This is a genomic window from Rhizomicrobium sp. (assembly GCA_037200045.1).
GTDB lineage: Bacteria > Pseudomonadota > Alphaproteobacteria > Micropepsales > Micropepsaceae > Rhizomicrobium.
In genome coordinates this window covers 2,935,530-2,956,628 of sequence record JBBCHM010000001.1, presented here as the reverse complement: position 1 = coordinate 2,956,628, position 21,099 = coordinate 2,935,530, and the positions used below count along the sequence as shown (strand labels likewise).

Here is a 21,099-nt window from a genome sequence, read left to right as displayed (position 1 = left end):
ACGAGATCGTAATCGGCCTCCCTGACATTTCCCGGATTGTCGTTTGCCGGACGGCTTGCCTCCACTGACATAAAGTCAAGTTGGGAACCCGCCGACCCGGCCGGCCTCTTTCTCGCCAGGGCTTGCTTAAGCCCGCCAGGATTACGCTATCATCCGATCATGGGAGCGGCATCGGGCGCCCCCGCGGTCCGTGGCATGTCGCCAGTTCCAAGAAGGCAGTTGGGCCGGGGACTTTTTCACGTGCAAACGATATTTCGAGGGGCCTGGACCGGGCTGCGGGATCGCTTTTCGGCGAGCGTCCTGGGCACGACATCGCGTTCCGTCCCCCGCCTTGACGGCGGATTGTCCCGCCCGGCGCGCCTGCTGATCACGGCGGTCTTTCTGGCGTTCGCGATGCTCGCGGCCTGGCTCGCGGGCGGCCCTTGGGGGGCGCTGTTCTTCTTCCCGGCGCTGATGATCGCCGGCGTTTTCGGCGGCGTCGAACTGGCGATCCTCGCCTATGCGGCCAGCCTGATCGCGGCGGCGCGGCTTATTTCCGGCGCCGATCTGTGGCTGTTCGCCGCCGCCGCCGCGGCGCAGACGCTGGTCGCGCTCGTGCTTCGGGTTTTCTTCCGCGAAAGCCGGCGCTGGGGCGTGCGCTATCGCCGCCTGCTGTCGGCCACCGCCGCGGCGGTGACGGTGTCGGACGATCGCGGACGCATCGAGCGGCCGCATCCCGACCTCGAAAGGCTGACCGGCATGAGCTGGCCCGGCTATGCGGGCACCAACTGGCTCGCCGCGGTCCATCCCGAGGATCATGCCAAGCTGCGGCCGCCCGGCCCCTACAAGGACGTGACGGTGCAGCGCGCCGAGATCCGCCTCAAGGATCCGGCGAGCGGCGACTGGCGCTGGCACCTGATGCGCGCCGTGCCGCTGCTCGACGAAAAGGGCGAGGTCGAGGAGTGGATATCCACCCTCACCGACGTGCACGAGCGCAAGCTCAGCGGCGAGCAGCGCGACATGATCGTGGGCGAGGCGCGCCACCGGCTGAAGAACCTGATGACGATCATCGATTCGCTGGTGAAGAGCTCGCGGCCGCGCGACGCGGATGCGAATGTCGATGCCTATCAGAAGAAGCTGATCGGCCGCCTGCATGCCTTGAGCGCGGCCGGGGATCTGGCGCTGGCCGGCAACTACACGACGATCAACGCCAGGGAGATCGTGGCCGCGACGCTGGCGCCGTTCCTCGAGACCGAATCGGCGCGGCTCACCTTCGAGGGACCCGACCTCGCGCTCAACCAGACGACGGGCGGAAGCCTGGCGCTCGGCGTGCACGAGCTCACCACCAACGCGATCAAGCACGGCGCGCTCTCCCGGCCGGAGGGCCGCGTCGATTTCCGCTGGACGGTGACGGCGAACGAAAACGGCGGCCGGGTCGAGATGGTGTGGAGGGAAACCGGCGGGCCGCCGCCGAAGCGGCCGGAACGCGACGGCTATGGCGCGCGGGTGATCGCGTTCATTCCGTCGCGCGAGCAGAACGGCCAGGTGACGATGGACTATCCGCCCGAGGGCTTCGTCTGCCGCATCGCGTTCACGCTGCCGGCCGCGCCGCCGGTGCCGGCGGACATCGAATAGGCCCTACGCCACGCGCCCGATGGCCTGCACGACCTGCTCGGTCTTCTCCAGCGTCACCATGTGGCCGGCTTCGGGGATCGAGACCAGCTCCGCGCCGGCGATGCCCTTCTTGAAGCCGTGCGCATAGGCCGGCGGGATCAGCTTGTCGCTGTCGCCCCAGATCAGCACCGTCTTGGCCTTGATGCGATAGAGGCGCGTGGCGAGCCCGCGCTCCGGAATCGGAAACAGGATCTTGCCCGCCATGCCGAGCTGGCGCGCATTGGTGACGAGATAGGTCTGCAGGAACTTCGGATCGCCGAAGGACAGGCCCGCGGTCAGCAGCCTGGTGCCCGCCTCGACATCGTGGAACAGGAGCTTGGGCATCTCATAGGGCAGCGTCGCGAAGATATCGGGGATCGGATGGGCGTCGAGCCACAATCCGGCCGGACAGATCAGCGCCAGCCGCGTCACGTCGTGCGGCGCCACCGCCGCCATCTCGGCCGCGATCATGCCGCCCATCGAATGGCCGACCAGGATCGGATCCGTCAGGCCGAGCGCCTCGACCACGTCCCAGCCATGCAGCGTGAAGTCGAGCATATCGCGCAGCTCGTGACATTCCTCGCTGTCGCCATAGCCGGGCAAGAGCGGCGCGTAGACGTGATATTTCTCCGCGAGCCTGTTCAGGAACGCATCGTTCGCCAGCGCCCCGCCGGCGCCGTGCAGGAAGACGAGCGGCGCGCCGGAGCCGCCTTCGAGATAGCGGACGGGAACATGCGGCGTGGCGACGGTTTTGAGCTCGAGGGGCATTGCGGTCACCGCGCCGCGCCGACGGATTCGAGCGCCGCCTTCTCGCTCGGCAGGTTGCCGGGTTTCACCTGTTTGATCGGGTGGCACCAGAAGCGGTCGTCGTCCGCGTATTCCGGGAACACGTTGCGCAGCTTCGGCATCACCTTCTCGGCGAACAGCTTGGTCGAGTACATGCACTTCTCCTTCGGCATGTTCCCCACATGCAGGAGGCAGAACAGATTGCCGACATGCAGCGATTTGGCGAGCTCCTCCAGCCGCTGGCGCACCGTCTCGGGCGAGCCGGCGACGACATGGCCCTGCTCGATCAGATCCTTCCAGGTCAGCTTGGAATAACCGGTCGGCGGGGCGTATTGCGACAGGGCGCCGGTCTGGATCGTCTTGATCGTGCGGTAGCCCGGCGCGTCGGCGAAGCCGCCATGGACGTGCAGGCAGCGATTGTAGAAATAGTCTATATGCTCCTTGTACAGACGTTCGGCCTCGGCGTCGGTGTCGGCGACGCAGATCGTCTGGGCGAAGCCGGCGCGGTAGGGCGATCTGTCGGGCACGCCGCGCTCCTCCACCCGCCGCCAATAGCCATCGAGCAGGGCCTTGCCGCGGATATAGCCGCTGAACGACAGGTAGGAATAGGAATAGGTGTTGTCGATGCAGAAATCATAGGTCTCGACGCTGCCGCCGCCGGGGATGTGGATCGGCGGATGCGGCTGCTGGATCGGGCGCGGCCAGATGTTCACATGGCGCAGTTTGGTGTAGCGGCCGTTGAAGGCGAAGGGGTCGCGCGTCGTCCATGCCTTGATGATGAGATCGTGCGCTTCCTCGTACTTCTCGCGGGTCAGCGCCGGGATCTGGCCGTAGCAGAAATTGGTGTCCATCGAGGTGCCGACCGGAAAGCCCGCCACCAGACGGCCGCCCGAGATGCAGTCGAGCATCGCGAACTCCTCGGCGACGCGGACCGGCGGATTGTAGAGCGCGATGGAATTGCCCAGCACGACGAGGGCCGTGTCCTTGGTCCGCCGCGCCAGCGCCGCGGCGATGATGTTGGGCGACGGCATGATGCCGTAGCCGTTCTGGTGATGCTCGTTGCAGCCGACCGCGTCGAAGCCGACATCGGCGGCGTATTCCAAGAGATCGAGATAGGTGTTGTAGACCTCGTGGCTCTTCACCGGATCGAACAGGCGCTGGTCGATATCGACCCAGACCGAACGGTTCTTCTCCCGGAAATCGTCCGGCAGATAGGGCCAGGGCATGAGGTTGAACCAGGTGAATTTCATTGTACGCCTCCCGGTATTTTTTATTTCGGTTGGCGCGATCCTGACGAAAAGTCAGAGGGCTGGCAATTTGAATCCATGCGCCGGCGCGGACGCGAGCGGCGCCGGTAGCGTCAGCCGCAAACCGCCCGCGACGCGACGTGCCGTAGCGGCAGCGCCGGTCGCGAGTTCGATCGCCTGGGTCGCGTCCGGCAGGTCGTCGCCTTCGACCAGGATTTCGGTTCCCGGCGGCGTGCCGAGCAGATGCATGTACAAGGCGCCCGGCTTCTGCGCGAAGCGGACTTGTGTGCCATCCGCCGTCTTGCCGTCGAACCGCGTCCAGGGGCGCGTGCCGTAGATGCCGTCGCCATTGGCGCGCAGCCAGGCGCCGAAGCCTTTCAGGCGCGAAAGCTGCTCCGCCGGAATCCGAGCATCGACGCCGCGCGGCCCGACGTTGAGCAGCAGATTGCCGTTCTTCGCCACCGCATCGATGAAACTCGTCACCAGCGACTCGACGCTTTCGTAGTCGGCCTCCGTGTCGTTGCGGTTGTAGCCGAAGGAATGGCTCATGCCGCGCGTGGCTTCCCATTTCTTCTCGGAGATCGCGTCGAACGCGGCGTATTCCGGCGTGCGGAAATCGCAATGCGGCGGTAATTGCGGGATGATGCCCTTGGTCGTCTCCTTCGCCAGGCGCTCCTTGAGCATCGCGTCGATGCCGCGGCGCACCGCCGGATCGCGCAGGCCCTCGCGTTCCGGCGTCATCGGCAGCCAGCGGTCGTTCACCACGCCCTCCGGCACCGCATTGTAGTAGTCGGCGAACAGCTTCAGCTCGTCGTCGAGCGGCGTCGGCCAGGAGATGTCGTTCCACACGATCGAGGGCCGGTAGCGGTCGATCAACTCGCGCGTCTGCGCGTCGGCATAGGCGGGATAGTTGCCGCCCGGCGTCGAACCCATGAAATCGGCCAGCGTGCGCAGCGGCTCGCGGTTGAAGCTCCAGTCGATGCCGCCGGAATAATAGACGCCGAAGCGAAGGCCCTCGGCCCGCACCGCGTCGGCCAGCTCGCCGACGATGTCGCGCGGGCTCGTCCAATCCTTCTGGTGCGGATTGTCGACGGCGGACGGCCACAGGCAGAAGCCGTCATGATGCTTGGCGACGAGGACGACATATTTCGCGCCGGCATCGGCGAAGGCCTCGGCCCAGTCGGCCGGCTTCCACCGCTCCAGCCCTTCGAGGAATCCGGCGCGGAAATTTTCGTAAGGCACGTTGTTGTAGGTCGCGGCGTGGAATTTCGCGCTGTCGCTTTCGGGCACCTTGATCGCGTTCCAGTACCATTCGCAATAGGGCGTCTGGGCGACGGCAATGTCGTAATTGTTGCGGAACGATTCGGCGATCGATCCGGACTTCGTCGCGAAGGCCGGGATCGAGAACAGTCCCCAGTGGATGAAGATGCCGAACTTGGCGTCCTCGAACCATTGCGGCACCGGGTGCGCATTGAGCGAGTCGAGCGTCGGTTCGTAGGCCATGCCCGACCTTACCAGCCGGGTCGCGCCGCTCAACGGTACCGCACCGGAACGTTCAGCGCGCGAGCGCCGCGAGCACCTGCACCAGGATCAGCCCCGCGGCCATCACCGCCGGGAAGACGCCGAAGAACACGATGGTGGTGGCGAGCGCCATGTCGGGGCCGGCGCGGTGCGCGGCGGGCCGTGGGCTCAGTCTCTGTTGGCGAAGCATGGAAGTCCTCCCTCAATCGATGAGAGGAGCTTGCGCCGGCGCGGTGAAACCGGCCCTGAAGGGCGCGTTCATCCGCCGTTCACCCATGCGGCGCCGCGCACGCTTGACCGAAAATGCACGAACCCGCGATAACGGCCACCGAGGGTCCCATGCGCCTGCCGTTTTCCCGCTCGGCCGCCATCAGCCTCGCGCTCTGCGCGATGGTGCTGCGCGCGCTCTTGCCGGACGGCTGGATGCCGGCCGCGGCCGGGGCGCCCTTCGTCATCTGCTCGGTCGACGGCGTTCATGACGGGGGCAAGCAGCCCGGCGATCCCGCCCGCGAGCATAGCCATGCGCCCTGCGCCTTCGCCGCCGCGGCCCCGCTGGCGCCGCCGCAGGTCGCGGGTTTCGCCGCGCCGGCCGTTTCCGCGATCCCGTCCGTTGCATTCGCCGGGCGCGCCGGGCCTCTGCAGGCGCGCGCCTTCCATCGCCCCAACGCGCCGCGCGCGCCGCCGTTCTTCTCCTGAGTGATGCGTAAGCCCCGTCCGCGCGGACGGCTTTCCAATTCATTCCGGAGACATCCATGTCTTCTTCAATTTTGCGCACCGGCGCCCTTGCGGCGTTCGGCATCGTACCGTTTCTTCCGGCGACCGCCTTGGCCGCCACCATCGAGACCGTCGTCGTAACCGGCGAGCGGACCGCCGGCGAACAGCCCAACAGCATCGAGCATGTTACGGCGCTGAAGGCGCGCGAGCAGGTCAACGCAGTCAATACCGAGGACATGCTCAAATACACGCCATCGCTGGTGGTGCGGAAGCGCCACTATGGCGACACCCAGGATCCGATCGCGACCCGCACCTCCGGCGTCGGCGCCTCGGCGCGCACGCTGATCTTCGTCGACGGCATCCTGATCTCCTCGCCCATCGGCAACAACAACACCTCGGCCTCGCCGCATTTCGGGGTGGCGGCGCCGGAGGACATCTCGTCCATCGACATCCTCTACGGCCCGTTCGCCGCGGAGTATGCCGGCAACTCGATCGGCGCGGTGCTCAACATCACGACCCGGATGCCCGATCGCCTGGAGATCAATGGCGATGCGCTGGGCGCGGTGCAGCCTTTCAGCCAATACAGCACCGAGCATACCTACGGCACCTGGCAGCTCGCCGCCGGCATCGGCGACCGCGACGGCGATTTCTCCTGGCGGCTGTCGGCCAATCATCTGGAGTCCACCGGCCAGCCGCTGGCCTATGTCACGCTCACCCGCCCGGTCGGCAACAGTACGATGGGCACGCCGGCGGCCGGCGCGTTCGACGATCTGAACCGCACGGCAACGCCCATCGTCGTCATCGGCGCCGGTGGGATCGAGCATCAGGTGCAGGACACCGATACGCTGAAGCTCGCCTATGACCTGCCCTGGCAGATGCAGCTCACCTACACCGTAAGCGTCTTCCATCAGGCGGATGACGCGACCGCGGAGACCTATCTGCACACCGCCGCCGGCCTGCCCGTGTTCTCCGGCAGCACGAACATCTACGGCCAGACCTACAACATCGGCGCGAGCAGCTTCTCCAACAACGTCTATGACTGGAACCAGACCCATCTGGCGCAGGCCGTCTCGCTCAAATCGGGCGACAAGGGCGACTTCGCCTGGGAGTTCGTCGTCAGCGACTACAATTATCTCGACGACAACCAGCGCGTGCCTTCGGTGGCTTTGCCGGCGGCCCGGACAGGCGGCATGGGCACGATCAACCGGCTGAACGGCACCGGCTGGTACACGCTCGATGCCAAGGGCGTGTGGACCGGCTGGGTCGACAATGAACTCAGCTTCGGCGCCCATCGTGATGCCGAGACCTTCAGGCAGCTCAAGTTCAACACGACCGACTGGATCACCGGCGCCCCCGCATCGCTCGCCACCAAGGCGCAGGGCCGCACGGCAACGAACGCGCTCTGGATACAGGACATCTGGTCCTTCGCGCCGGGCCTGAAGGCGATTGTCGGCGGGCGGTACGAGGACTGGCGCGCCTATGACGGGATCAATTTCTCCGCCGCGCCGCCGCTGAATACGGTACAGCCCAAGCTCTCGGGGAGCTATTTCTCGCCCAAGGCGTCGCTGGCCTGGCGGGTGGCGGAACCGTGGACGGTGAGCGCTTCCTGGGGCTCGGCCTATCGCATGCCGACGGTGACGGAGCTTTATCAGGCGGTCACGACCGGCACGCAACTCACCGTGCCAAATCCGAACCTCAAGCCCGAACACGCCAACTCCTATGAGCTGGCAGCCGAGCGCACGGCGGAGGATGGGCGCATCCGGCTATCGCTATTCCAGGAGGACATCGGCAACGCCCTGCTGTCGCAGTCCGCGCCGCTCGTGCCGGGCTCGACCACGCTGTACAGCTATGTGCAGAACGTGCCGCACACCCGCGCCCGCGGTGTCGAGCTGGTCGCCGACCAGAACGACGTGCTGATCGACGGGCTTGAGCTTTCCGGCAGCGTCACCTACGTGGACGGCCGCATCACCAGCGATCCGGCATTCCACGCCGCGATCAACAAGGTCATCCCGCAGCTGCCGCGCTGGCGTGGCGAGGCCGTGGCGACGTATCGACCCGACGAGCGGCTCGCCTTCACTGTGGCGGCGCGCTACAGCGACCGCTCCTTCGGCACCATCGACAACTCCGATCCGGTGTCGCACACCTTCCAGGGCTTCGACGGCTATCTTGTGTTCGACACCCGCGTGCAATACCGCGTGGACGACAACTGGACCACGTCGGCCGGAATCGACAATCTCGCCAACGACAAATACTTTATCTTCCATCCCTTCCCGCAACGCAGCTTTCTCGTGGATATCCACTATGCGCAGTAGAACATCGGCTTTCGCCTTCGCGCTCATGCTGTCGGCCGTTCCGGCCTCGGCGCACACCTACCTGACCGACGCGACGCCGGCGGCGGGCGCGAACCTGACCGCCGGCCCGGCTGAGGTGGTGATGCATTTCACCGGCGATCTCGAGCCGACCTTCAGCAGCATCGTCGTGACCGACGAAAAGGACCATGTCGTCGACGCGGGCCCGTCCGTCGCCGACGGCCGCACGATGCGCGTGCCGCTGAAACCGCTGAAGCCCGGCCACTATGAAGTGATCTGGCGCGCGGTCTCGATCGACACGCACCTTTCCGAAGGCAAGTACGACTTCCTCGTCGGGTCTCCGTGACGCTGCTTTTCGCGCTCGTCCGCGCGATCCATTTCGCGAGCCTGACGACGGTGTTCGGCGCCAGCGCCCTGCTCGCCCAGGCGCGCCGGATCGGGGTGACCGACGAGCATCTGCGCAAGACGTTGATGGCGGCCGCCTGGGCGACGCCGGCCAGCGCCATTCTGTGGCTCTGCTTCGTGGGCGGCGAGATGACCGGCGATGCCGCCGCCGGATTCGAGCCCTCCGTTGCCGCCACGGTGATCGCGCATAGTTTCTACGGCCATGTCTTTCTCGCGCGCGTGGTGCCGCTGATCGGCCTCGCCCTGCTCTGCCTGCGCGGCGGCGGATACGCGCTGAAAGCCGTGGTCGCCGGCCTCGCGCTCGCCGGGCTCGGGCTCACCAGCCACGCCGCGTCGGCCGGCTCGCCGCAAAGTGGATATCTGGGCGCGGCCATCGACGCGCTGCATCTGCTGGCGGCTGGATTCTGGATCGGCGGACTGGTCGTCATCATGCCGCAGATCGTGCCGCGCATCCGCGACACCGCGCGGCTGGTGGCGCTGCTCACGATGTTCTCCCGCTGGGGCGTGGTCTCGGTCGCGGTGCTGATCGCGGCGGGCACCGCCAATGCCGTCTTCATCCTCGACATGCCGGGCATGGCGTGGTCGGGCACCTATGTGACCTGGCTCGCGGTCAAGATCGTGCTCGCGGGTCTGATGGTGGCGCTGGCGCTGACCAACCGCTTCGGCGTGCTGCCGGCGCTGGCGCGCGGCGACCGGGAGGCCCGGGACACGATCCCGCTCACCGTGCTCGCCGAACTCGGCGCGGCCCTGCTGATCCTGATGATCGTGGGCATCCTCGGCCTGACCGCGCCGATGCAGATGTGAGGACTCGCAATTAGTTTCATTTGAAACTATATTCCCGCCCGCATCCTTCGAATCGTGGAGACGGCCATGCCCGCGCTGTGGGACAACCCGATGGGAACCGACGGTTTCGAGTTCGTCGAATATACCGCGCCCGATGTGAGCCGGCTTTACGCGCTGTTCGAGCGCATGGGCTTTCGCGCCGTGGCACGCCATCGCTCCAAGGACGTCACCCTGTTCCGCCAGGGCAATGTCAACTTCATCGTCAATGCCGAGCCGGGCAGCCACGGCGCGCGTTTCGCGCTGGAGCATGGACCGTCGGCCTGCGCCATGGCGTTCCGCGTGCACGACGCCGCCAAGGCCTACGCCAAGCTGATCGCGCTCGGCGCCACGCCGTTCCACAATCCGGTGGGGCCGATGGAGCTGAACATTCCGGCGATCGAGGGCATCGGCGGCAGCGTGATCTATCTCGTCGACCGCTATGGCGACCGCACGATCTACGACGTCGATTTCGTGCCGACCGACGCCGCGCTCGGCTGGGAGCACGCGGGCGCCGGGCTGACCGAGATCGACCACGTCACCCACAACGTCTTCCGCGGCAACATGGACAAATGGGCCGGCTTCTATGAGCGGTTCTTCAACTTCCGCGAAGTGCGCTATTTTGACATCGAGGGCAAGCTGACCGGCCTGAAAAGTCGCGCGATGACGAGCCCGGACGGGCAGATCCGCATCCCGATCAACGAATCCTCCGACGACAAATCGCAGATCGAGGAATATCTCCACGCCTATCACGGCGAAGGCATCCAGCACATCGCGCTGGGCACCGACGACATCTATGGCAGCGTCGAGACGCTGAAGGCCCATGGCGCGGCGTTCCAGGACACGCCGGAGACCTATTACGAGCGGCTCGACAACCGCATCAAGGGCCATGGCGAGGACGTCGCGCGGCTCAAGAAGAACCGCATCCTGATGGACGGCGAGCGCAATTCCGAGGTCGGCCTCCTGCTGCAGATCTTCACCCAGAACGCCATCGGCCCGATCTTCTTCGAGCTGATCCAGAGGAAGGGCAACCAGGGCTTCGGCGAAGGCAATTTCCGCGCTTTGTTCGAATCCATCGAGGCCGACCAGGTGCGCCGCGGCGTCCTCAAGGACACCACCGCATGAGCGGCCGGAACTGGATCGAATTCCCGCGCATCGAGGGCGAGACCTCCAAACAGGCGCATGCCGACCTGCCCGCCGGCACCTATGAGCGCGAGATCGGCCGCGACGGCTTCTTCGGGCCGGCGACGCATATCTATCACAAGCATCCGCCGACCGGCTGGACGAGCTTCGAGGGGCCGATGCGGCCCCGCGCCTTCGATGCGGTGAAGGCCGCGGCGACGGCCACCGCCGAGCCGTACAAAGGCGCCTTGCTGCTCTCGAACGCGCATTGCCGGATCGCGCTGTGGCGCGTGGCCGAGCCGATGGGGCGCCTGCAGCGCAACGCCGATGGCGACGTGCTGCTGTTCATCCACCAGGGCGCCGGCGATCTGTTCTGCGATTTCGGCCATCTCGCCTATGGCGAGGGCGACTATCTCCTTCTGCCGCGCGGTACGATGTGGCGGCTGGAGCCCCAGGCGCCCACCGCCGCCCTGCTGATCGAGGCGACGAACGGCAGCTACAAGCTCCCCGAACGCGGGATTCTCGGTCCGCACGCCATCTTCGATCCCGCCGCGCTCGACACGCCCAAGCTCGACGCGGCGTTCAAGGCGCAGCGCGACGGCGAGTGGACCGTCGAGGTCAAGCGCCGCGCCGCCATCTCGACCATCACCTATCCGTTCAATCCGCTCGATGCCGTCGGCTGGAAGGGCAACCTGGTGCCGGTCAAGCTCAACTGGCGCGACATCCGCCCGGTGATGAGCCACCGCTATCACATCCCGCCATCGGTGCATTCGACCTTCGTCGCCGACCGCTTCGTCGTGTGCACCTTCGTGCCGCGCCCGATCGAGAGCGATCCCGGCGCGCTGAAAGTGCCGTTCTTCCACTCCAACGACGATTTCGACGAGGTGATCTTCTATCATGCCGGCCAGTTCTTCAGCCGCGACAACATCCATCCCGGCATGATGACCTGGCATCCGAGCGGCTTCACGCACGGACCGCACCCCAAGGCCTTCGCGGCCGGCGCCAAGGCGGCCCGGACGATGACCGACGAAGTGGCGGTGATGATCGACACGCGCGATCCGCTCGACATGCAGCCAGCGGCAGAACGCACGGAAGATGCGCACTATGCCGAAAGCTGGACGGTGAGATGAAGCTCGCCTCGCTCCGCCATGGCCGCGACGGCCGCCTCGCCGTCGTATCGCGCGACCTGAAGACCTGCGTCGCCGTGCCCGGCATCGCGCCGACGCTGCAGGCAGCGCTGGACGGCTGGGCCGAGATCGCGCCGCAGCTCGAAGAGGTCTATGCGCTGCTGAACAAGCGCGAAGCGGATGGCGCGCACTCGTTCGATGCGAAGAACTGCCTGTCGCCGCTGCCGCGCGCCTATCAATGGGCCGACGGCTCGGCCTATGTCACCCATGTCGAGCTGGTGCGCAGGGCGCGCGGTGCGCAGATGCCGCCGTCCTTCTGGACCGATCCGTTGATGTATCAGGGCGGCTCGGATTCTTTCGTCGGCCCGACCGATCCGATCCTCGCCGCCGACGAGGCCTGGGGCATCGATTTCGAGGCGGAGGTCGCGGTCGTCACCGACGATGTGCCCTATGGCACCGGCGCGGCGGACGCGGCGGCGCATATCAAGCTCTTGATGTTGGTGAACGACGTTTCGCTGCGCAATCTCATTCCCGGCGAGCTCGCGAAGAATTTCGGCTTCTTCCAGTCCAAGCCGGCCAGCGCCTTCTCGCCCGTGGCGGTGACGCCGGACGAGTTGGGCGCCGCCTGGAAAGACGCCAAGCTTCATCGGCCGCTGCATGTGTGGCTCAACGGCGAAAAATTCGGCGCGCCCAACGCCGGCGTCGACATGACCTTCAGCTTCGCCGACCTCATCGCCCATGCGGCGAAAACCCGCGCGCTCGGCGCCGGCTCCATCGTCGGTTCGGGCACGGTGTCGAACAAGTTCGGCGATGTCGGTTCCTGTTGCATCGCGGAGCGTCGCACGCTGGAGACCATCGCGGACGGCAAGCCGGTCACGCCTTTCCTCAAATTCGGCGACCGCGTCCGCATCGAGATGTTCGGCGCCGACGGCCATTCCCTTTTCGGAGCGATCGACCAGCATGTCGTCCAGCATAAAAGGTGACTTCGCGCTTTACGGCTATTTCCGCTCCTCCGCCGCGTTCCGCGCGCGCATCGCGCTGAACCTCAAGGGGATCGTGCCGGAGCTGCGCTTCATCCATCTGCTGCGCAATGGCGGCGAGCAGCACACGCCCGAATACAAGGCGATCAATCCGCAGGCGCTGATCCCGGCCCTGGCGCATGACGGGCATCTGATCACCCAGTCGCTTGCGATCATCGAATATCTCGACGAATTGGTGCCCGAGCCGCCGCTGCTGCCGAAGGACCCGTACGGCCGCGCCCGCGCACGCGAGATCGCCTATGTCGTCGCCTGCGACATCCATCCGGTCAACAATCTGCGCGTTGGGCGCCACCTGAAGCACAAGTTGAACATCTCCGACGACGACATCGTGCGCTGGCAGCGCCACTGGATCCGCGTCGGCTTCGACGCGCTGGAGATCATGCTGGCGACGTCGGGCGACACCGGCGCCTGGTGCCATGGCGATACGCCGACCATCGCCGACATCTGCCTGATTCCGCAGGTCGCCAATGCGCGGCGCGTGAAGCTCGATCTCGATCCCTGGCCGACCATCGCGCGGATCGAGGCGCACGCCCTCAAGCATCCCGCCTTCGACGCCGCGCTGCCCAAGAACCAGCCCGATGCCGAGTAGCCCGGCCCGCAAGGCGCAGCTCGATCTCGAGCGCTTCCTGCCCTACCGGCTGTCGATCCTGTCGAACCGCGTGTCGGACGCGATCGCGCGGCAATATTCCGACCGCTTCGGGCTTTCGATTCCGGAATGGCGCGCCATGGCGGTGCTGGGCGGCGCGCCCGGCCTCTCCGCGCGCGAGGTCGCCGAGCGCACCGCGATGGACAAGGTCCAGGTCAGCCGCGCCATCGACGCCCTGGTGCGGGCGCGCCGCGTCGCGCGCGCCGCCGACGCCGACGACGGCCGCATCCTGCGCCTGTCGCTGACCGCGAAGGGCCGCGCCATCTATGACGAGGTCGTGCCGCTGGCATTGCATCTCGAAGAGGTCTTCCTCTCCGCCTTGAAGCCCGACGAGCGCCATATGCTCGATACGCTGATGGACAAGCTGTCGCGCCAGGCCCATCTGCTGGGCGCCGGCAAATAAGCCGGACCGGCGCCAATCGCGATCTACGCGAAGACGCGCGTCGACCGGATGTTCGCGTGAGCGCTCAGATCAGCGCCGTCGCCAGGATCGTGCCGACGCAGATCGCCGCGGCGTAGCCGCTGATTTCCGCCCAGGGCCGGATCGGCCTCAGCCGGGGTCCCCAAGGCGTGTCGCGCACGGCGTGGGACTGGGTGCGCGCGAACACGAAATCCGTCCTTCGATAGTCCGCGTGCGCGCTGATAATGTGCTTTTGCGATGCGAATTTTGGCCCGTGAGCCATTCCTATTGCCGACATGGGTTTGCTTCCGTTCTTTGCACCCTCCTGACGACCGCAAACGCTCGAGAAATCTCCGCGGTTCCGTCGCCCGCTGACGCAGGGGGCACAACTGTTGCACCAAAGCCGCGCTCGCATTGCGCGGAAACGGTTAACGGCGCGGCGTTGGCGCTTTGTCCGCCGCCGGAATAAAGTGGGAAGAGACGGATCACAGAAGGTGAACCCATGCGCAGAATGCGCTTCGTTGTCGTGGCAATCGTCGCACTCGCCGGTACCGCATCCGCGCATGAGCGCTGCGACTGCGATCGCCCGCTCGTACTGAACGGAAAATTGAACACTTCCGATTTCGACGGCGGCGTCGGCGACCGGTTCGGCGATGCCGGTACCGCGTATGGCGGCGGATATGTCATCGCCTATGGCGGCGCGGGCGCTTTCGCCGGCGGCTCCGCGAGCGCCAGCGCGGCGGCGCGGGCCTCGGTGTCGATCTCGACGCGTTTCGGCGGCTCGTTCCATGGCGGCGGCCACGGCATGCATGGCGGCTATGGCGGCCATCACTGACCGCCTGCCGCGCCTATAGCGAGATTTGGATGGTAGGCCGGGAGGGGATCGAACCCACGACCATTCGATTAAGAGTCGAACGCTCTACCAACTGAGCTACCGGCCCATCCAGGAAGGGGCGGGGCTATAGCAGAGCGGTTTTGGCCTGTCCAGCAGCAGCCCCGGGCCGCGACACTTGCGGAAAAAGCGCGGCGATTCGGCGGTTGTTTTCACCAGCGCGTGTAGCGGTGCCCGTGGCGGTAGTAGTAGCGGCTGCGTTCGTAGCGCGCCCGGTGATAGCGGTGATCGCAATCGACGCCGCGCGACACCGCGTTGCCGGCAAGGCCGCCGAGCACCGCGCCGCCGAGCACGCCGACGATACTGCCATGGCTGACCGCGCTGCCGATCGCGCCGCCGCCGACCGCGCCGAGCACCGTGCCGGTGGTGTGGTGATGACCGCTGCAGGCGTCGGCGAACGCGCCGGTGGTTCCCGCGCCCAGCGCGAGCGCCGCCGCGGCGAGTATGCGAGTGGTGCGCTTGAGCATCGTCGTCTCCCTACGAATTCCCTCGGCCGCGCCCGCGGCACGCGGAGAAAACGGGAGGAAGAAAGGATGGTTCCGATTGGTTCCGCGGACGCTCAGATGATGCCGCCGGAATGGCGCGGGATCTCGACCTGGCGGTGGACGTGCACGCTCATCAGGAGGCCGAAGCCGAACATCACCGAGAACATCGCCGAGCCGCCATAGGAGATCAGCGGCATCGGAATGCCGACCACCGGGATCAGGCCCATGACCATCGAGGCGTTGATCATGATGTAGAAGAAGAAGTTGAGCGTCAGGCCCATGGCGAGGAGGCGGCCGAACTGGCTGCGCGCGCTGGCCGCGATCTGCACGCCATAGCCGATGATCACCGCGAACAGGATCAAAAGCGCGATCGAGCCGACGAAGCCGAACTCCTCGGCGAAATTCGTGAAGATGAAATCGGTGTGCTTCTCGGGCAGGAAGTTCAGCTTGCTCTGCGTGCCGCCGAGGAAGCCCTTGCCGGTGGCGCCGCCCGAGCCGATCGCGATCTTGGCCTGGGTGATGTTCCAGCCCGCGCCCAGCGCGTCGGATTCCGGGTCCAGGAAGGTCAGAACGCGGCGCTTCTGGTAGTCGTGCAGCACGAATTGCCAGGCCGTCGGCACCGCCACCGCGACCGCGGTGATCGCCGGCGCGATCCACCACCAGGACAGCCCGGCCAGGAACAGCAGCGACGCGCCATCCATCAGAATGATCAGCGTGGTTCCGAGATTGGGCTGCAAGACTACGAACACCGCCGGAATGCCGATCATCGCCAGCGCCAGGCCGAGATTGGCGGGCTTGGAGATGTCCTCGACGCTCTTGCCATGGAGAAAGCGCGCGAGCGCGAGCACCAGGGCGATTTTCATCAGCTCGGAGGGTTGCAGCCCCAGCGGCCCCAGCGTGATCCAGCGCTCGGCGCCCTTGCCGACATGGCCGGCGATCACCACCCCGATCAGGAGCACGAGCGAGGCGCCATAGAAGGGATAAGCGAGGCTCAGCCAGGTGCGGATGTCGACCACCGACACCGCGACCAGGATCGCGAAGCCGGCGACGAAGCGCAGGATCTGCGGCGTCGCCCAGGGCGAAAGATTGCCGCCCGCCACCGAATAGAGCATCGCGAAGCCGACGCAGGCGACGATGGTGATCAGGAGCACCATGCCCCAGTTCACCTCGTAGAGCTTGTCCACGACGCTGAGCGTGCGCCGCATCGCGGCATAGGGGCGGGTGGTCATCCGCGGCCCCGCAGCGGCGCCGGCGGCGCGGCCAGCGCGGCATTGGTCGGATAGGCGGTGCGCATGCCGAGCGGATTGCGCTTCTGCGCGAACAGCAGCACGTCGTGCGCGATCTGCACCTGGGGATGGCCGAGCGCGCCGTGCTCCACGATGCAGGCCAGCGCATAGCGCGGCGCCGCCACCGGCGCGAAGGCGACGAACAGGCCGTGATCGCGCATCTTCCAGGGCAGCGCGGTGTCCTTGAGCACGCCGGTGGAGCGCTCCTGCTTGGTGATGACGCGCACCTGCGCGGTGCCGGTCTTGCCGGCCATCTCCATGCCGGGCTCGGCGATGCGCCAGCGGCTGGCGGTGCCGCCCTCGTTGCACACCGCGTTCATGCCGTCGCGCACGGCGCCGAACGCCTCGTCGGAGAACGGCAGCGGATCGGCCAGCGGGCGCGGCTGCGAGAGGGTGCCGACGGTGTGCGCGATGCGCGGCGTGACCGCCCGTCCGCTGGCGATGCGCGCGGCGAGCGTGGCGAGCTGCAGCGGCGTCGCCAGCACGTAGCCCTGGCCGATGCCGGTGTTCAGCGTCTCGCCCATCTGCCAGGGGATGCCGAAACGCGCTTCCTTCCAGGCGGCGCCCGGGATGAAGCCGGAATTCTCGCCCGGGATCTCGATGCCGGTGGCGGCGCCCATTCCCATGGCGCGGGCGGCGGCCTCCATCTTGTCGATGCCGAGGCGGCGGGCGACCTCGTAGAAGAACACGTCGCAGGACTGCGCGATGCCGCGCTTCAGGTCGACGCCGCCATGGCCGCCGCGCTTCCAGCAATGGAACTGGTGATTGCCCAGCGTGATGGCGCCGGTGCAGTTGACGTGCAGGTCCTTCAGCCCGTTCTGCACCGCCGCCAGCGCCATCGCCGGCTTGAAGGTCGAGCCCGGCGGATAGGCGCCGCTGAGCGCCTTGTTCATCAGCGGCTTGTGGTCGTCGGTGGTCAGCGCCTTCCACTGGTCGGGCGAGATGCCGACATTGAACAGGTTGGGGTCGTAGCCGGGGGTCGAGGCCAGCGCCAGCACGTCGCCGGTCTGGCAATCGAGCACGACGCAGGCGGCGCTCTCCGCCCCCAGGCGCTGCGTGGTGAAGGTCTGCAGCTCCTTGTCGATGGTAAGCCACACGTCCTGGCCCGGCGCGCCGGGATCGCGGCTGAGCTCGCGGATCACGCGGCCATAGGCGTTGACCTCCACCCGGCTGGCGCCAGCGGTGCCGCGGACTTCGGAATCATAGGCCTTCTCGATGCCGCGCTTGCCGATGCGAAAGCCCGGCAGGGACAGCAGCGGATCGTCGGCATCCTTCTTGTCGTCGGGGCTGACCGAGGCGACATAGCCCAGCACATGCGACAGCTCGGCCCCGAAGGGATAGTCGCGGGTCTGCCCGACATCCGGCTGCACGCCGGCGAGATAGGGCAGATGCATGTTGATGCGGGCGAATTCCTCCCAGGACAGGTTCTCGGCCACCGGCACCGGGACGAATTTCTTGTTCATCGCGATGTCGTGCAGCACGCGCTTCTTCTGCGCATCGGGGAGCTGGATGACCTTGCCGATGGTGTCGAGCGCCGCCTCGACGCCCTCGGTCGCCTGTTCGGAGACCAGAAGGACGCGGTAGTTGCGACGGTTGTTCGCCAGCTCGACGCCGAAGCGGTCGAGGATGCGGCCGCGCGGCGGTGCCAGCAGGCGCTGGTTGACGCGGTTCTCCTCGGCCTCCGTCATGTACTCGTTGCCGTTGCGGATCTGCAATTGGTAGAGCCGCCCGCCCAGCACCGCGAACACCGCCGCCATGCCGGCGCTCATGCCCAGCGAACGGCGGGTGAAGCTGGCGTAGCGGCTCTTGTCCTTGCGGTCGAACAGCGGCATCAGAAATCGCTCCGGAGCGGCCCGACGACGCGGCGATGGATCGCGCCGAGCGCGAAGACGGCGGCGATGTATTCGATGACGGTGATCGCGAGCTCCGCCATCGACGGCGCCAGCGGCTGGAGCCGCCAATAATAGATATCGACGATCACATAGGCGCTGGCGCAGGCCGTCAGCGCCGCTACCCCGAAGCCGACCAGGGCGCCGACGCCGGAGAGGCCGGCCAGCATGTCGCGCTGGCTGTCGACGAAGGCATAGGCCGCCAGGTAGGACGCCGCCCAAACGCCGGGCGGTCCACCCGACAGGAAATCCTCCAGCAGCCCGAGCATGAAGGCCCAGAAGGGCGTCATCAGGTCGGGCCGCACGATCGCCCAGAAATAGAGCGGCATGAAGGAGAGCAGCGGCGGCGGCACCAGGTTGCCGAGGAACGAGACCGGAAAATTCGCGATCAGCGCGCCCAGGACGCCGAGCAGCACGGGGATCGTCGAGGAGAATATCCGTCCGCTCATCAGGCTGCCCATGCGCTCCATGGGATCACTCGTTCCCGCTGTCGGCCGCGGGCGCCGGCACGGTATCGGGTTTGGGAACGGAAGGTTTGGCGGCGGAAGGCGGGGCGGCTTGCGTCACGGCGGGGGCGGGCGCCGTTCCGGGCGCTGTGCCCGGGATGGGCAGCGGCGGCGGCGGCGCGGCCGGCGGCAGGCCGGCGGCGGTGGCCGGCAGGTCGGACGGCGACACCGAAGGCGGCAATTCGGCCTTCTGCTTGAAATCGACGATGTTCACGTCCTCGCTCGACGCCGGGTCGGCCAGCAGCACGACGCGCGAGCCGCCGGACGGATCGGCGATCACCGAGCCGATGGCGAGGCCGGGCGGCAGAAGGCCGCCATCGCCGGAGCTGACGACCTGCATGCCGGGGCGCAGGACCACGTTCTGCGACAGGAGGTCGATCTGCGGCGCGCTGGAATTGTCGCCGGCCATGATCGCCTGGATGTTGCCGGGCTCGATCACCACCGGAATGCGGCTGTTCAGGTCGGTGAGCAGGATCACCCAGGCGGTGTGGTCGCCGGCCAGGAAGATGCGCCCGATCATGCCGCGCGCGTCGATCACGCCCTGTCCCGGCTTGACGCCCTGGGCCTTGCCGGCGTCCAGGATCATGGTCTGCAGGAACGGCCGGTTGGAGCGGCCGATGACCCGCGCCATCACCGAGGACAGGCTCGGATCGGGCACCGCGTGGAGCAGGAGCTGGTAGCGCTTGACGCGGGTGTCGAGCACCACCGCCGCGTTCTGCCACTGGCGCAGCCGGGCGTTCTCTTCCTTGAGCTTCAGGTTTTCCTTGTAGACCGCGAAGATTTCGCCGATGGAGCCGATCCAGCGGTCGATCCCGCCCAGCGGCGTCTGCACGACCTGGATCGCCGGCGCCGCCCAGTCGGTGACGTTGGCGCGCGCCCGGTCGAACAGGTTGGACTGCGCCTTGCCGATCAGGATGAGGGCGATGGCGAGCGCGGCAAGCAGCGCCAGGGGGAGCTGTGCCCCGCTGCGGCTTCGCGCAATCTTCCACCCGCCGTTCGCCATGACCCAGACCCGACACGGCCTCCCTGCGGCCGACCTCGATTAGCGCGAGATTCTCTCCCGAACTCTCTTCTCTCCAATCTTAATAAAGTCACTGCCCGGCTCGTCGGGGCAACCCATTTTCTTTTCGCACCGGAAGAAAATCGGCTCGCCCGGACGAAGCGGGCGATGACGGGTCAGGAGAGTTTCGTTCGCCAAAGCCATCTCGAAAGCGCCCCTTAGAATGCCGTCGAAAGAACGTGCCGCATGCCCTTGGTGTTCTCCAGGACCCGGCCGGTGCCCAGCGCGACGCAGGAGAGCGGATCGTCGGCGATCGAGACCGGCAGGCCGGTTTCCTCGCGCAGCACCTGGTCGAGATTGGCGAGCAGCGAGCCGCCGCCCGTCAGGACGATGCCCTTGTCGACGATGTCGGCCGCCAGTTCCGGCGGCGTCGCCTCCAGGGCCACCTTGACCGCCTCGACGATGGCGCCGACCGGCTCGGCCAGGGCCTCGGCGATGTGGCGCTGGGTGATCGTGATCTCCTTGGGCACGCCGTTCAGAAGGTCGCGGCCCTTGATGTCCATGGTGACGCCGTTGCCGTCCGAGGGCGGCGCCGCCGACCCGATCTCCTTCTTGATGCGTTCCGAGCTAGCCTCGCCGATCAGCAGGTTCTGGTGGCGGCGGATGAAGGCGATGATCGCCTCGTCCATCTTGTCGCCGCCGACGCGCACCGAGCGCGAATAGACAATGCCGCCGAGGGAAAGCACGGCCACTTCCGTGGTGCCGCCGCCGATGTCCACGACCATCGAGCCGGTCGGCTCGCTGACCGGAAGGCCGGCGCCGATCGCCGCCGCCATGGGCTCCTCGATCAGGTAGACGCGGCGGGCGCCGGCGGAGAGCGCCGATTCCTGGATGGCGCGCCGCTCGACCGCCGTCGAGCCGGAGGGCACGCAGACGATGATCATCGGATTGGCGAAGGAGCGGCGGTTATGCACCTTGCGGATGAAGTGCTTGATCATCTCCTCGGCGATCTCGAAATCGGCGATGACGCCGTCGCGCATCGGGCGGATCGCCTCGATATTGCCGGGGGTTCGGCCCAGCATCATCTTGGCGTCGTTACCGACGGCGCGGACCTGCTTCTTGCCGCCGCGATTGATCGTGGCCACGACCGAGGGCTCGTTGAGGACGATCCCGCGTCCCTTCACGTATACCAGCGTATTCGCAGTCCCGAGATCGATGGCCATATCGCTCGAAAGGGCGCCGAGAAGACTGCCGAACATACTTAACCTGTCCC

Annotated in this window: 22 protein-coding genes and 1 tRNA gene; 11 read left to right on the top strand and 12 right to left on the bottom strand. The window is 66.8% G+C overall.

Annotated features, from left to right (window positions below):
• Positions 1–342: 342 nt before the first annotated feature.
• Positions 343–1,614: an HWE histidine kinase domain-containing protein gene (locus tag WDM86_14550; GenBank protein MEI9991252.1), complete on the top strand. Its 1,272-nt coding sequence runs from the start codon at positions 343–345 to the stop codon at positions 1,612–1,614.
• A gap of 3 nt (positions 1,615–1,617) precedes the next feature.
• Here WDM86_14550 and WDM86_14545 read toward each other — a convergent pair whose 3' ends face one another.
• Genes WDM86_14545 through WDM86_14530 form a run of 4 tightly spaced genes read right to left on the bottom strand, consistent with a single transcriptional unit; the run spans position 1,618 to position 5,376 of the window.
• Complete coding sequence (locus tag WDM86_14545) at positions 1,618–2,400, bottom strand: alpha/beta fold hydrolase (GenBank protein ID MEI9991251.1); 783 nt, start codon at positions 2,398–2,400, stop codon at positions 1,618–1,620.
• A gap of 5 nt (positions 2,401–2,405) precedes the next feature.
• On the bottom strand, positions 2,406–3,668 hold the full coding sequence (locus tag WDM86_14540) for an LLM class flavin-dependent oxidoreductase (protein ID MEI9991250.1): 1,263 nt from the start codon (positions 3,666–3,668) through the stop codon (positions 2,406–2,408).
• 51 nt (positions 3,669–3,719) lie between these two features.
• Positions 3,720–5,168 (bottom strand): alpha-L-fucosidase, encoded by a 1,449-nt coding sequence (locus WDM86_14535; protein ID MEI9991249.1) that lies wholly within the window; start codon positions 5,166–5,168, stop codon positions 3,720–3,722.
• 52 nt (positions 5,169–5,220) lie between these two features.
• Entirely contained in the window at positions 5,221–5,376 is a 156-nt protein-coding gene (locus tag WDM86_14530) for a hypothetical protein (protein ID MEI9991248.1), read from the bottom strand.
• 149 nt (positions 5,377–5,525) lie between these two features.
• On the opposite strand from WDM86_14530, the gene WDM86_14525 reads away from it, so the two are divergent.
• The 9 genes from WDM86_14525 (at position 5,526) to WDM86_14485 (ending at position 13,771) form a co-directional block, all read left to right on the top strand.
• Positions 5,526–5,882, top strand: a complete 357-nt coding sequence (locus WDM86_14525; protein MEI9991247.1) for a hypothetical protein — start codon at positions 5,526–5,528, stop codon at positions 5,880–5,882.
• A gap of 56 nt (positions 5,883–5,938) precedes the next feature.
• The gene (locus tag WDM86_14520; protein ID MEI9991246.1) at positions 5,939–8,212 is read left to right on the top strand and encodes a TonB-dependent receptor; all 2,274 of its coding nucleotides are present in this window, start codon (positions 5,939–5,941) and stop codon (positions 8,210–8,212) included.
• Complete coding sequence (locus WDM86_14515) at positions 8,202–8,555, top strand: copper resistance protein CopC (GenBank protein MEI9991245.1); 354 nt, start codon at positions 8,202–8,204, stop codon at positions 8,553–8,555. The genes WDM86_14520 and WDM86_14515 overlap by 11 nt, the downstream gene beginning before the upstream one ends.
• Positions 8,552–9,418: a CopD family protein gene (locus WDM86_14510; protein ID MEI9991244.1), complete on the top strand. Its 867-nt coding sequence runs from the start codon at positions 8,552–8,554 to the stop codon at positions 9,416–9,418. Before WDM86_14515 ends, WDM86_14510 begins: the two co-directional genes overlap by 4 nt.
• A gap of 66 nt (positions 9,419–9,484) precedes the next feature.
• Positions 9,485–10,558, top strand: coding sequence for a 4-hydroxyphenylpyruvate dioxygenase (gene hppD / locus WDM86_14505; GenBank protein MEI9991243.1), 1,074 nt, complete (start codon positions 9,485–9,487; stop codon positions 10,556–10,558).
• Positions 10,555–11,685 carry a homogentisate 1,2-dioxygenase gene (locus WDM86_14500; GenBank protein ID MEI9991242.1) on the top strand — a complete coding sequence of 377 codons (1,131 nt, stop codon included), beginning with the start codon at positions 10,555–10,557 and terminating at the stop codon, positions 11,683–11,685. The genes hppD and WDM86_14500 overlap by 4 nt, the downstream gene beginning before the upstream one ends.
• Positions 11,682–12,665: a fumarylacetoacetate hydrolase family protein gene (locus WDM86_14495; protein ID MEI9991241.1), complete on the top strand. Its 984-nt coding sequence runs from the start codon at positions 11,682–11,684 to the stop codon at positions 12,663–12,665. The genes WDM86_14500 and WDM86_14495 overlap by 4 nt, the downstream gene beginning before the upstream one ends.
• A complete protein-coding gene (gene maiA / locus WDM86_14490) occupies positions 12,643–13,311 on the top strand; it encodes a maleylacetoacetate isomerase (GenBank protein ID MEI9991240.1) in 669 nt (222 codons plus the stop codon). The genes WDM86_14495 and maiA overlap by 23 nt, the downstream gene beginning before the upstream one ends.
• A complete protein-coding gene (locus WDM86_14485; protein ID MEI9991239.1) occupies positions 13,301–13,771 on the top strand; it encodes a MarR family winged helix-turn-helix transcriptional regulator in 471 nt (156 codons plus the stop codon). Before maiA ends, WDM86_14485 begins: the two co-directional genes overlap by 11 nt.
• Before the next feature lie 64 nt (positions 13,772–13,835).
• On the opposite strand, the gene WDM86_14480 is transcribed toward WDM86_14485, so the two are convergent.
• On the bottom strand, positions 13,836–13,976 hold the full coding sequence (locus WDM86_14480; protein MEI9991238.1) for a hypothetical protein: 141 nt from the start codon (positions 13,974–13,976) through the stop codon (positions 13,836–13,838).
• A gap of 399 nt (positions 13,977–14,375) precedes the next feature.
• Between WDM86_14480 and WDM86_14475 the strand changes: the two genes are divergently transcribed.
• Positions 14,376–14,603, top strand: coding sequence for a hypothetical protein (locus WDM86_14475; protein ID MEI9991237.1), 228 nt, complete (start codon positions 14,376–14,378; stop codon positions 14,601–14,603).
• A 30-nt stretch (positions 14,604–14,633) separates the two neighbouring features.
• Here the strand turns inward: WDM86_14475 and WDM86_14470 are convergent.
• The 7 genes from WDM86_14470 to WDM86_14440 form a co-directional block, all read right to left on the bottom strand.
• Positions 14,634–14,709 (bottom strand) — tRNA-Lys (locus WDM86_14470).
• A gap of 103 nt (positions 14,710–14,812) precedes the next feature.
• Positions 14,813–15,127 (bottom strand): glycine zipper 2TM domain-containing protein, encoded by a 315-nt coding sequence (locus tag WDM86_14465; protein ID MEI9991236.1) that lies wholly within the window; start codon positions 15,125–15,127, stop codon positions 14,813–14,815.
• Positions 15,128–15,219: 92 nt separating this feature from the next.
• A complete protein-coding gene (gene rodA, locus WDM86_14460) occupies positions 15,220–16,374 on the bottom strand; it encodes a rod shape-determining protein RodA (GenBank protein MEI9991235.1) in 1,155 nt (384 codons plus the stop codon).
• A complete protein-coding gene (mrdA, locus tag WDM86_14455; protein ID MEI9991234.1) occupies positions 16,371–18,263 on the bottom strand; it encodes a penicillin-binding protein 2 in 1,893 nt (630 codons plus the stop codon). The genes rodA and mrdA overlap by 4 nt, the downstream gene beginning before the upstream one ends.
• Complete coding sequence (locus WDM86_14450) at positions 18,263–18,790, bottom strand: hypothetical protein (protein MEI9991233.1); 528 nt, start codon at positions 18,788–18,790, stop codon at positions 18,263–18,265. The genes mrdA and WDM86_14450 overlap by 1 nt, the downstream gene beginning before the upstream one ends.
• 4 nt (positions 18,791–18,794) lie before the next feature.
• Entirely contained in the window at positions 18,795–19,829 is a 1,035-nt protein-coding gene (gene mreC, locus WDM86_14445; protein ID MEI9991232.1) for a rod shape-determining protein MreC, read from the bottom strand.
• 215 nt (positions 19,830–20,044) lie between these two features.
• Positions 20,045–21,085, bottom strand: a complete 1,041-nt coding sequence (locus tag WDM86_14440; GenBank protein MEI9991231.1) for a rod shape-determining protein — start codon at positions 21,083–21,085, stop codon at positions 20,045–20,047.
• Positions 21,086–21,099: the final 14 nt, after the last annotated feature.

Excerpts from the sequence above, each read along its gene's own strand:
- WDM86_14440 (MEI9991231.1), bottom strand. The coding sequence starts at position 21,085 with ATGTTCGGCAGTCTTCTCGGCGCCCTTTCGAGCGATATGGCCATCGAT.
- maiA (MEI9991240.1), top strand. The coding sequence starts at position 12,643 with ATGTCGTCCAGCATAAAAGGTGACTTCGCGCTTTACGGCTATTTCCGC.
- hppD (MEI9991243.1), top strand. The coding sequence starts at position 9,485 with ATGCCCGCGCTGTGGGACAACCCGATGGGAACCGACGGTTTCGAGTTC.
- WDM86_14515 (MEI9991245.1), top strand. The coding sequence starts at position 8,202 with ATGCGCAGTAGAACATCGGCTTTCGCCTTCGCGCTCATGCTGTCGGCC.
- WDM86_14525 (MEI9991247.1), top strand. The coding sequence starts at position 5,526 with ATGCGCCTGCCGTTTTCCCGCTCGGCCGCCATCAGCCTCGCGCTCTGC.
- mrdA (MEI9991234.1), bottom strand. The coding sequence starts at position 18,263 with ATGCCGCTGTTCGACCGCAAGGACAAGAGCCGCTACGCCAGCTTCACC.
- WDM86_14450 (MEI9991233.1), bottom strand. The coding sequence starts at position 18,790 with ATGGAGCGCATGGGCAGCCTGATGAGCGGACGGATATTCTCCTCGACG.
- WDM86_14465 (MEI9991236.1), bottom strand. The coding sequence starts at position 15,127 with ATGCTCAAGCGCACCACTCGCATACTCGCCGCGGCGGCGCTCGCGCTG.
- WDM86_14500 (MEI9991242.1), top strand. The coding sequence starts at position 10,555 with ATGAGCGGCCGGAACTGGATCGAATTCCCGCGCATCGAGGGCGAGACC.
- rodA (MEI9991235.1), bottom strand. The coding sequence starts at position 16,374 with ATGACCACCCGCCCCTATGCCGCGATGCGGCGCACGCTCAGCGTCGTG.
- mreC (MEI9991232.1), bottom strand. The coding sequence starts at position 19,829 with ATGGCGAACGGCGGGTGGAAGATTGCGCGAAGCCGCAGCGGGGCACAG.
- WDM86_14535 (MEI9991249.1), bottom strand. The coding sequence starts at position 5,168 with ATGGCCTACGAACCGACGCTCGACTCGCTCAATGCGCACCCGGTGCCG.
- WDM86_14540 (MEI9991250.1), bottom strand. The coding sequence starts at position 3,668 with ATGAAATTCACCTGGTTCAACCTCATGCCCTGGCCCTATCTGCCGGAC.
- WDM86_14530 (MEI9991248.1), bottom strand. The coding sequence starts at position 5,376 with ATGCTTCGCCAACAGAGACTGAGCCCACGGCCCGCCGCGCACCGCGCC.
- WDM86_14485 (MEI9991239.1), top strand. The coding sequence starts at position 13,301 with ATGCCGAGTAGCCCGGCCCGCAAGGCGCAGCTCGATCTCGAGCGCTTC.
- WDM86_14495 (MEI9991241.1), top strand. The coding sequence starts at position 11,682 with ATGAAGCTCGCCTCGCTCCGCCATGGCCGCGACGGCCGCCTCGCCGTC.
- WDM86_14545 (MEI9991251.1), bottom strand. The coding sequence starts at position 2,400 with ATGCCCCTCGAGCTCAAAACCGTCGCCACGCCGCATGTTCCCGTCCGC.
- WDM86_14520 (MEI9991246.1), top strand. The coding sequence starts at position 5,939 with ATGTCTTCTTCAATTTTGCGCACCGGCGCCCTTGCGGCGTTCGGCATC.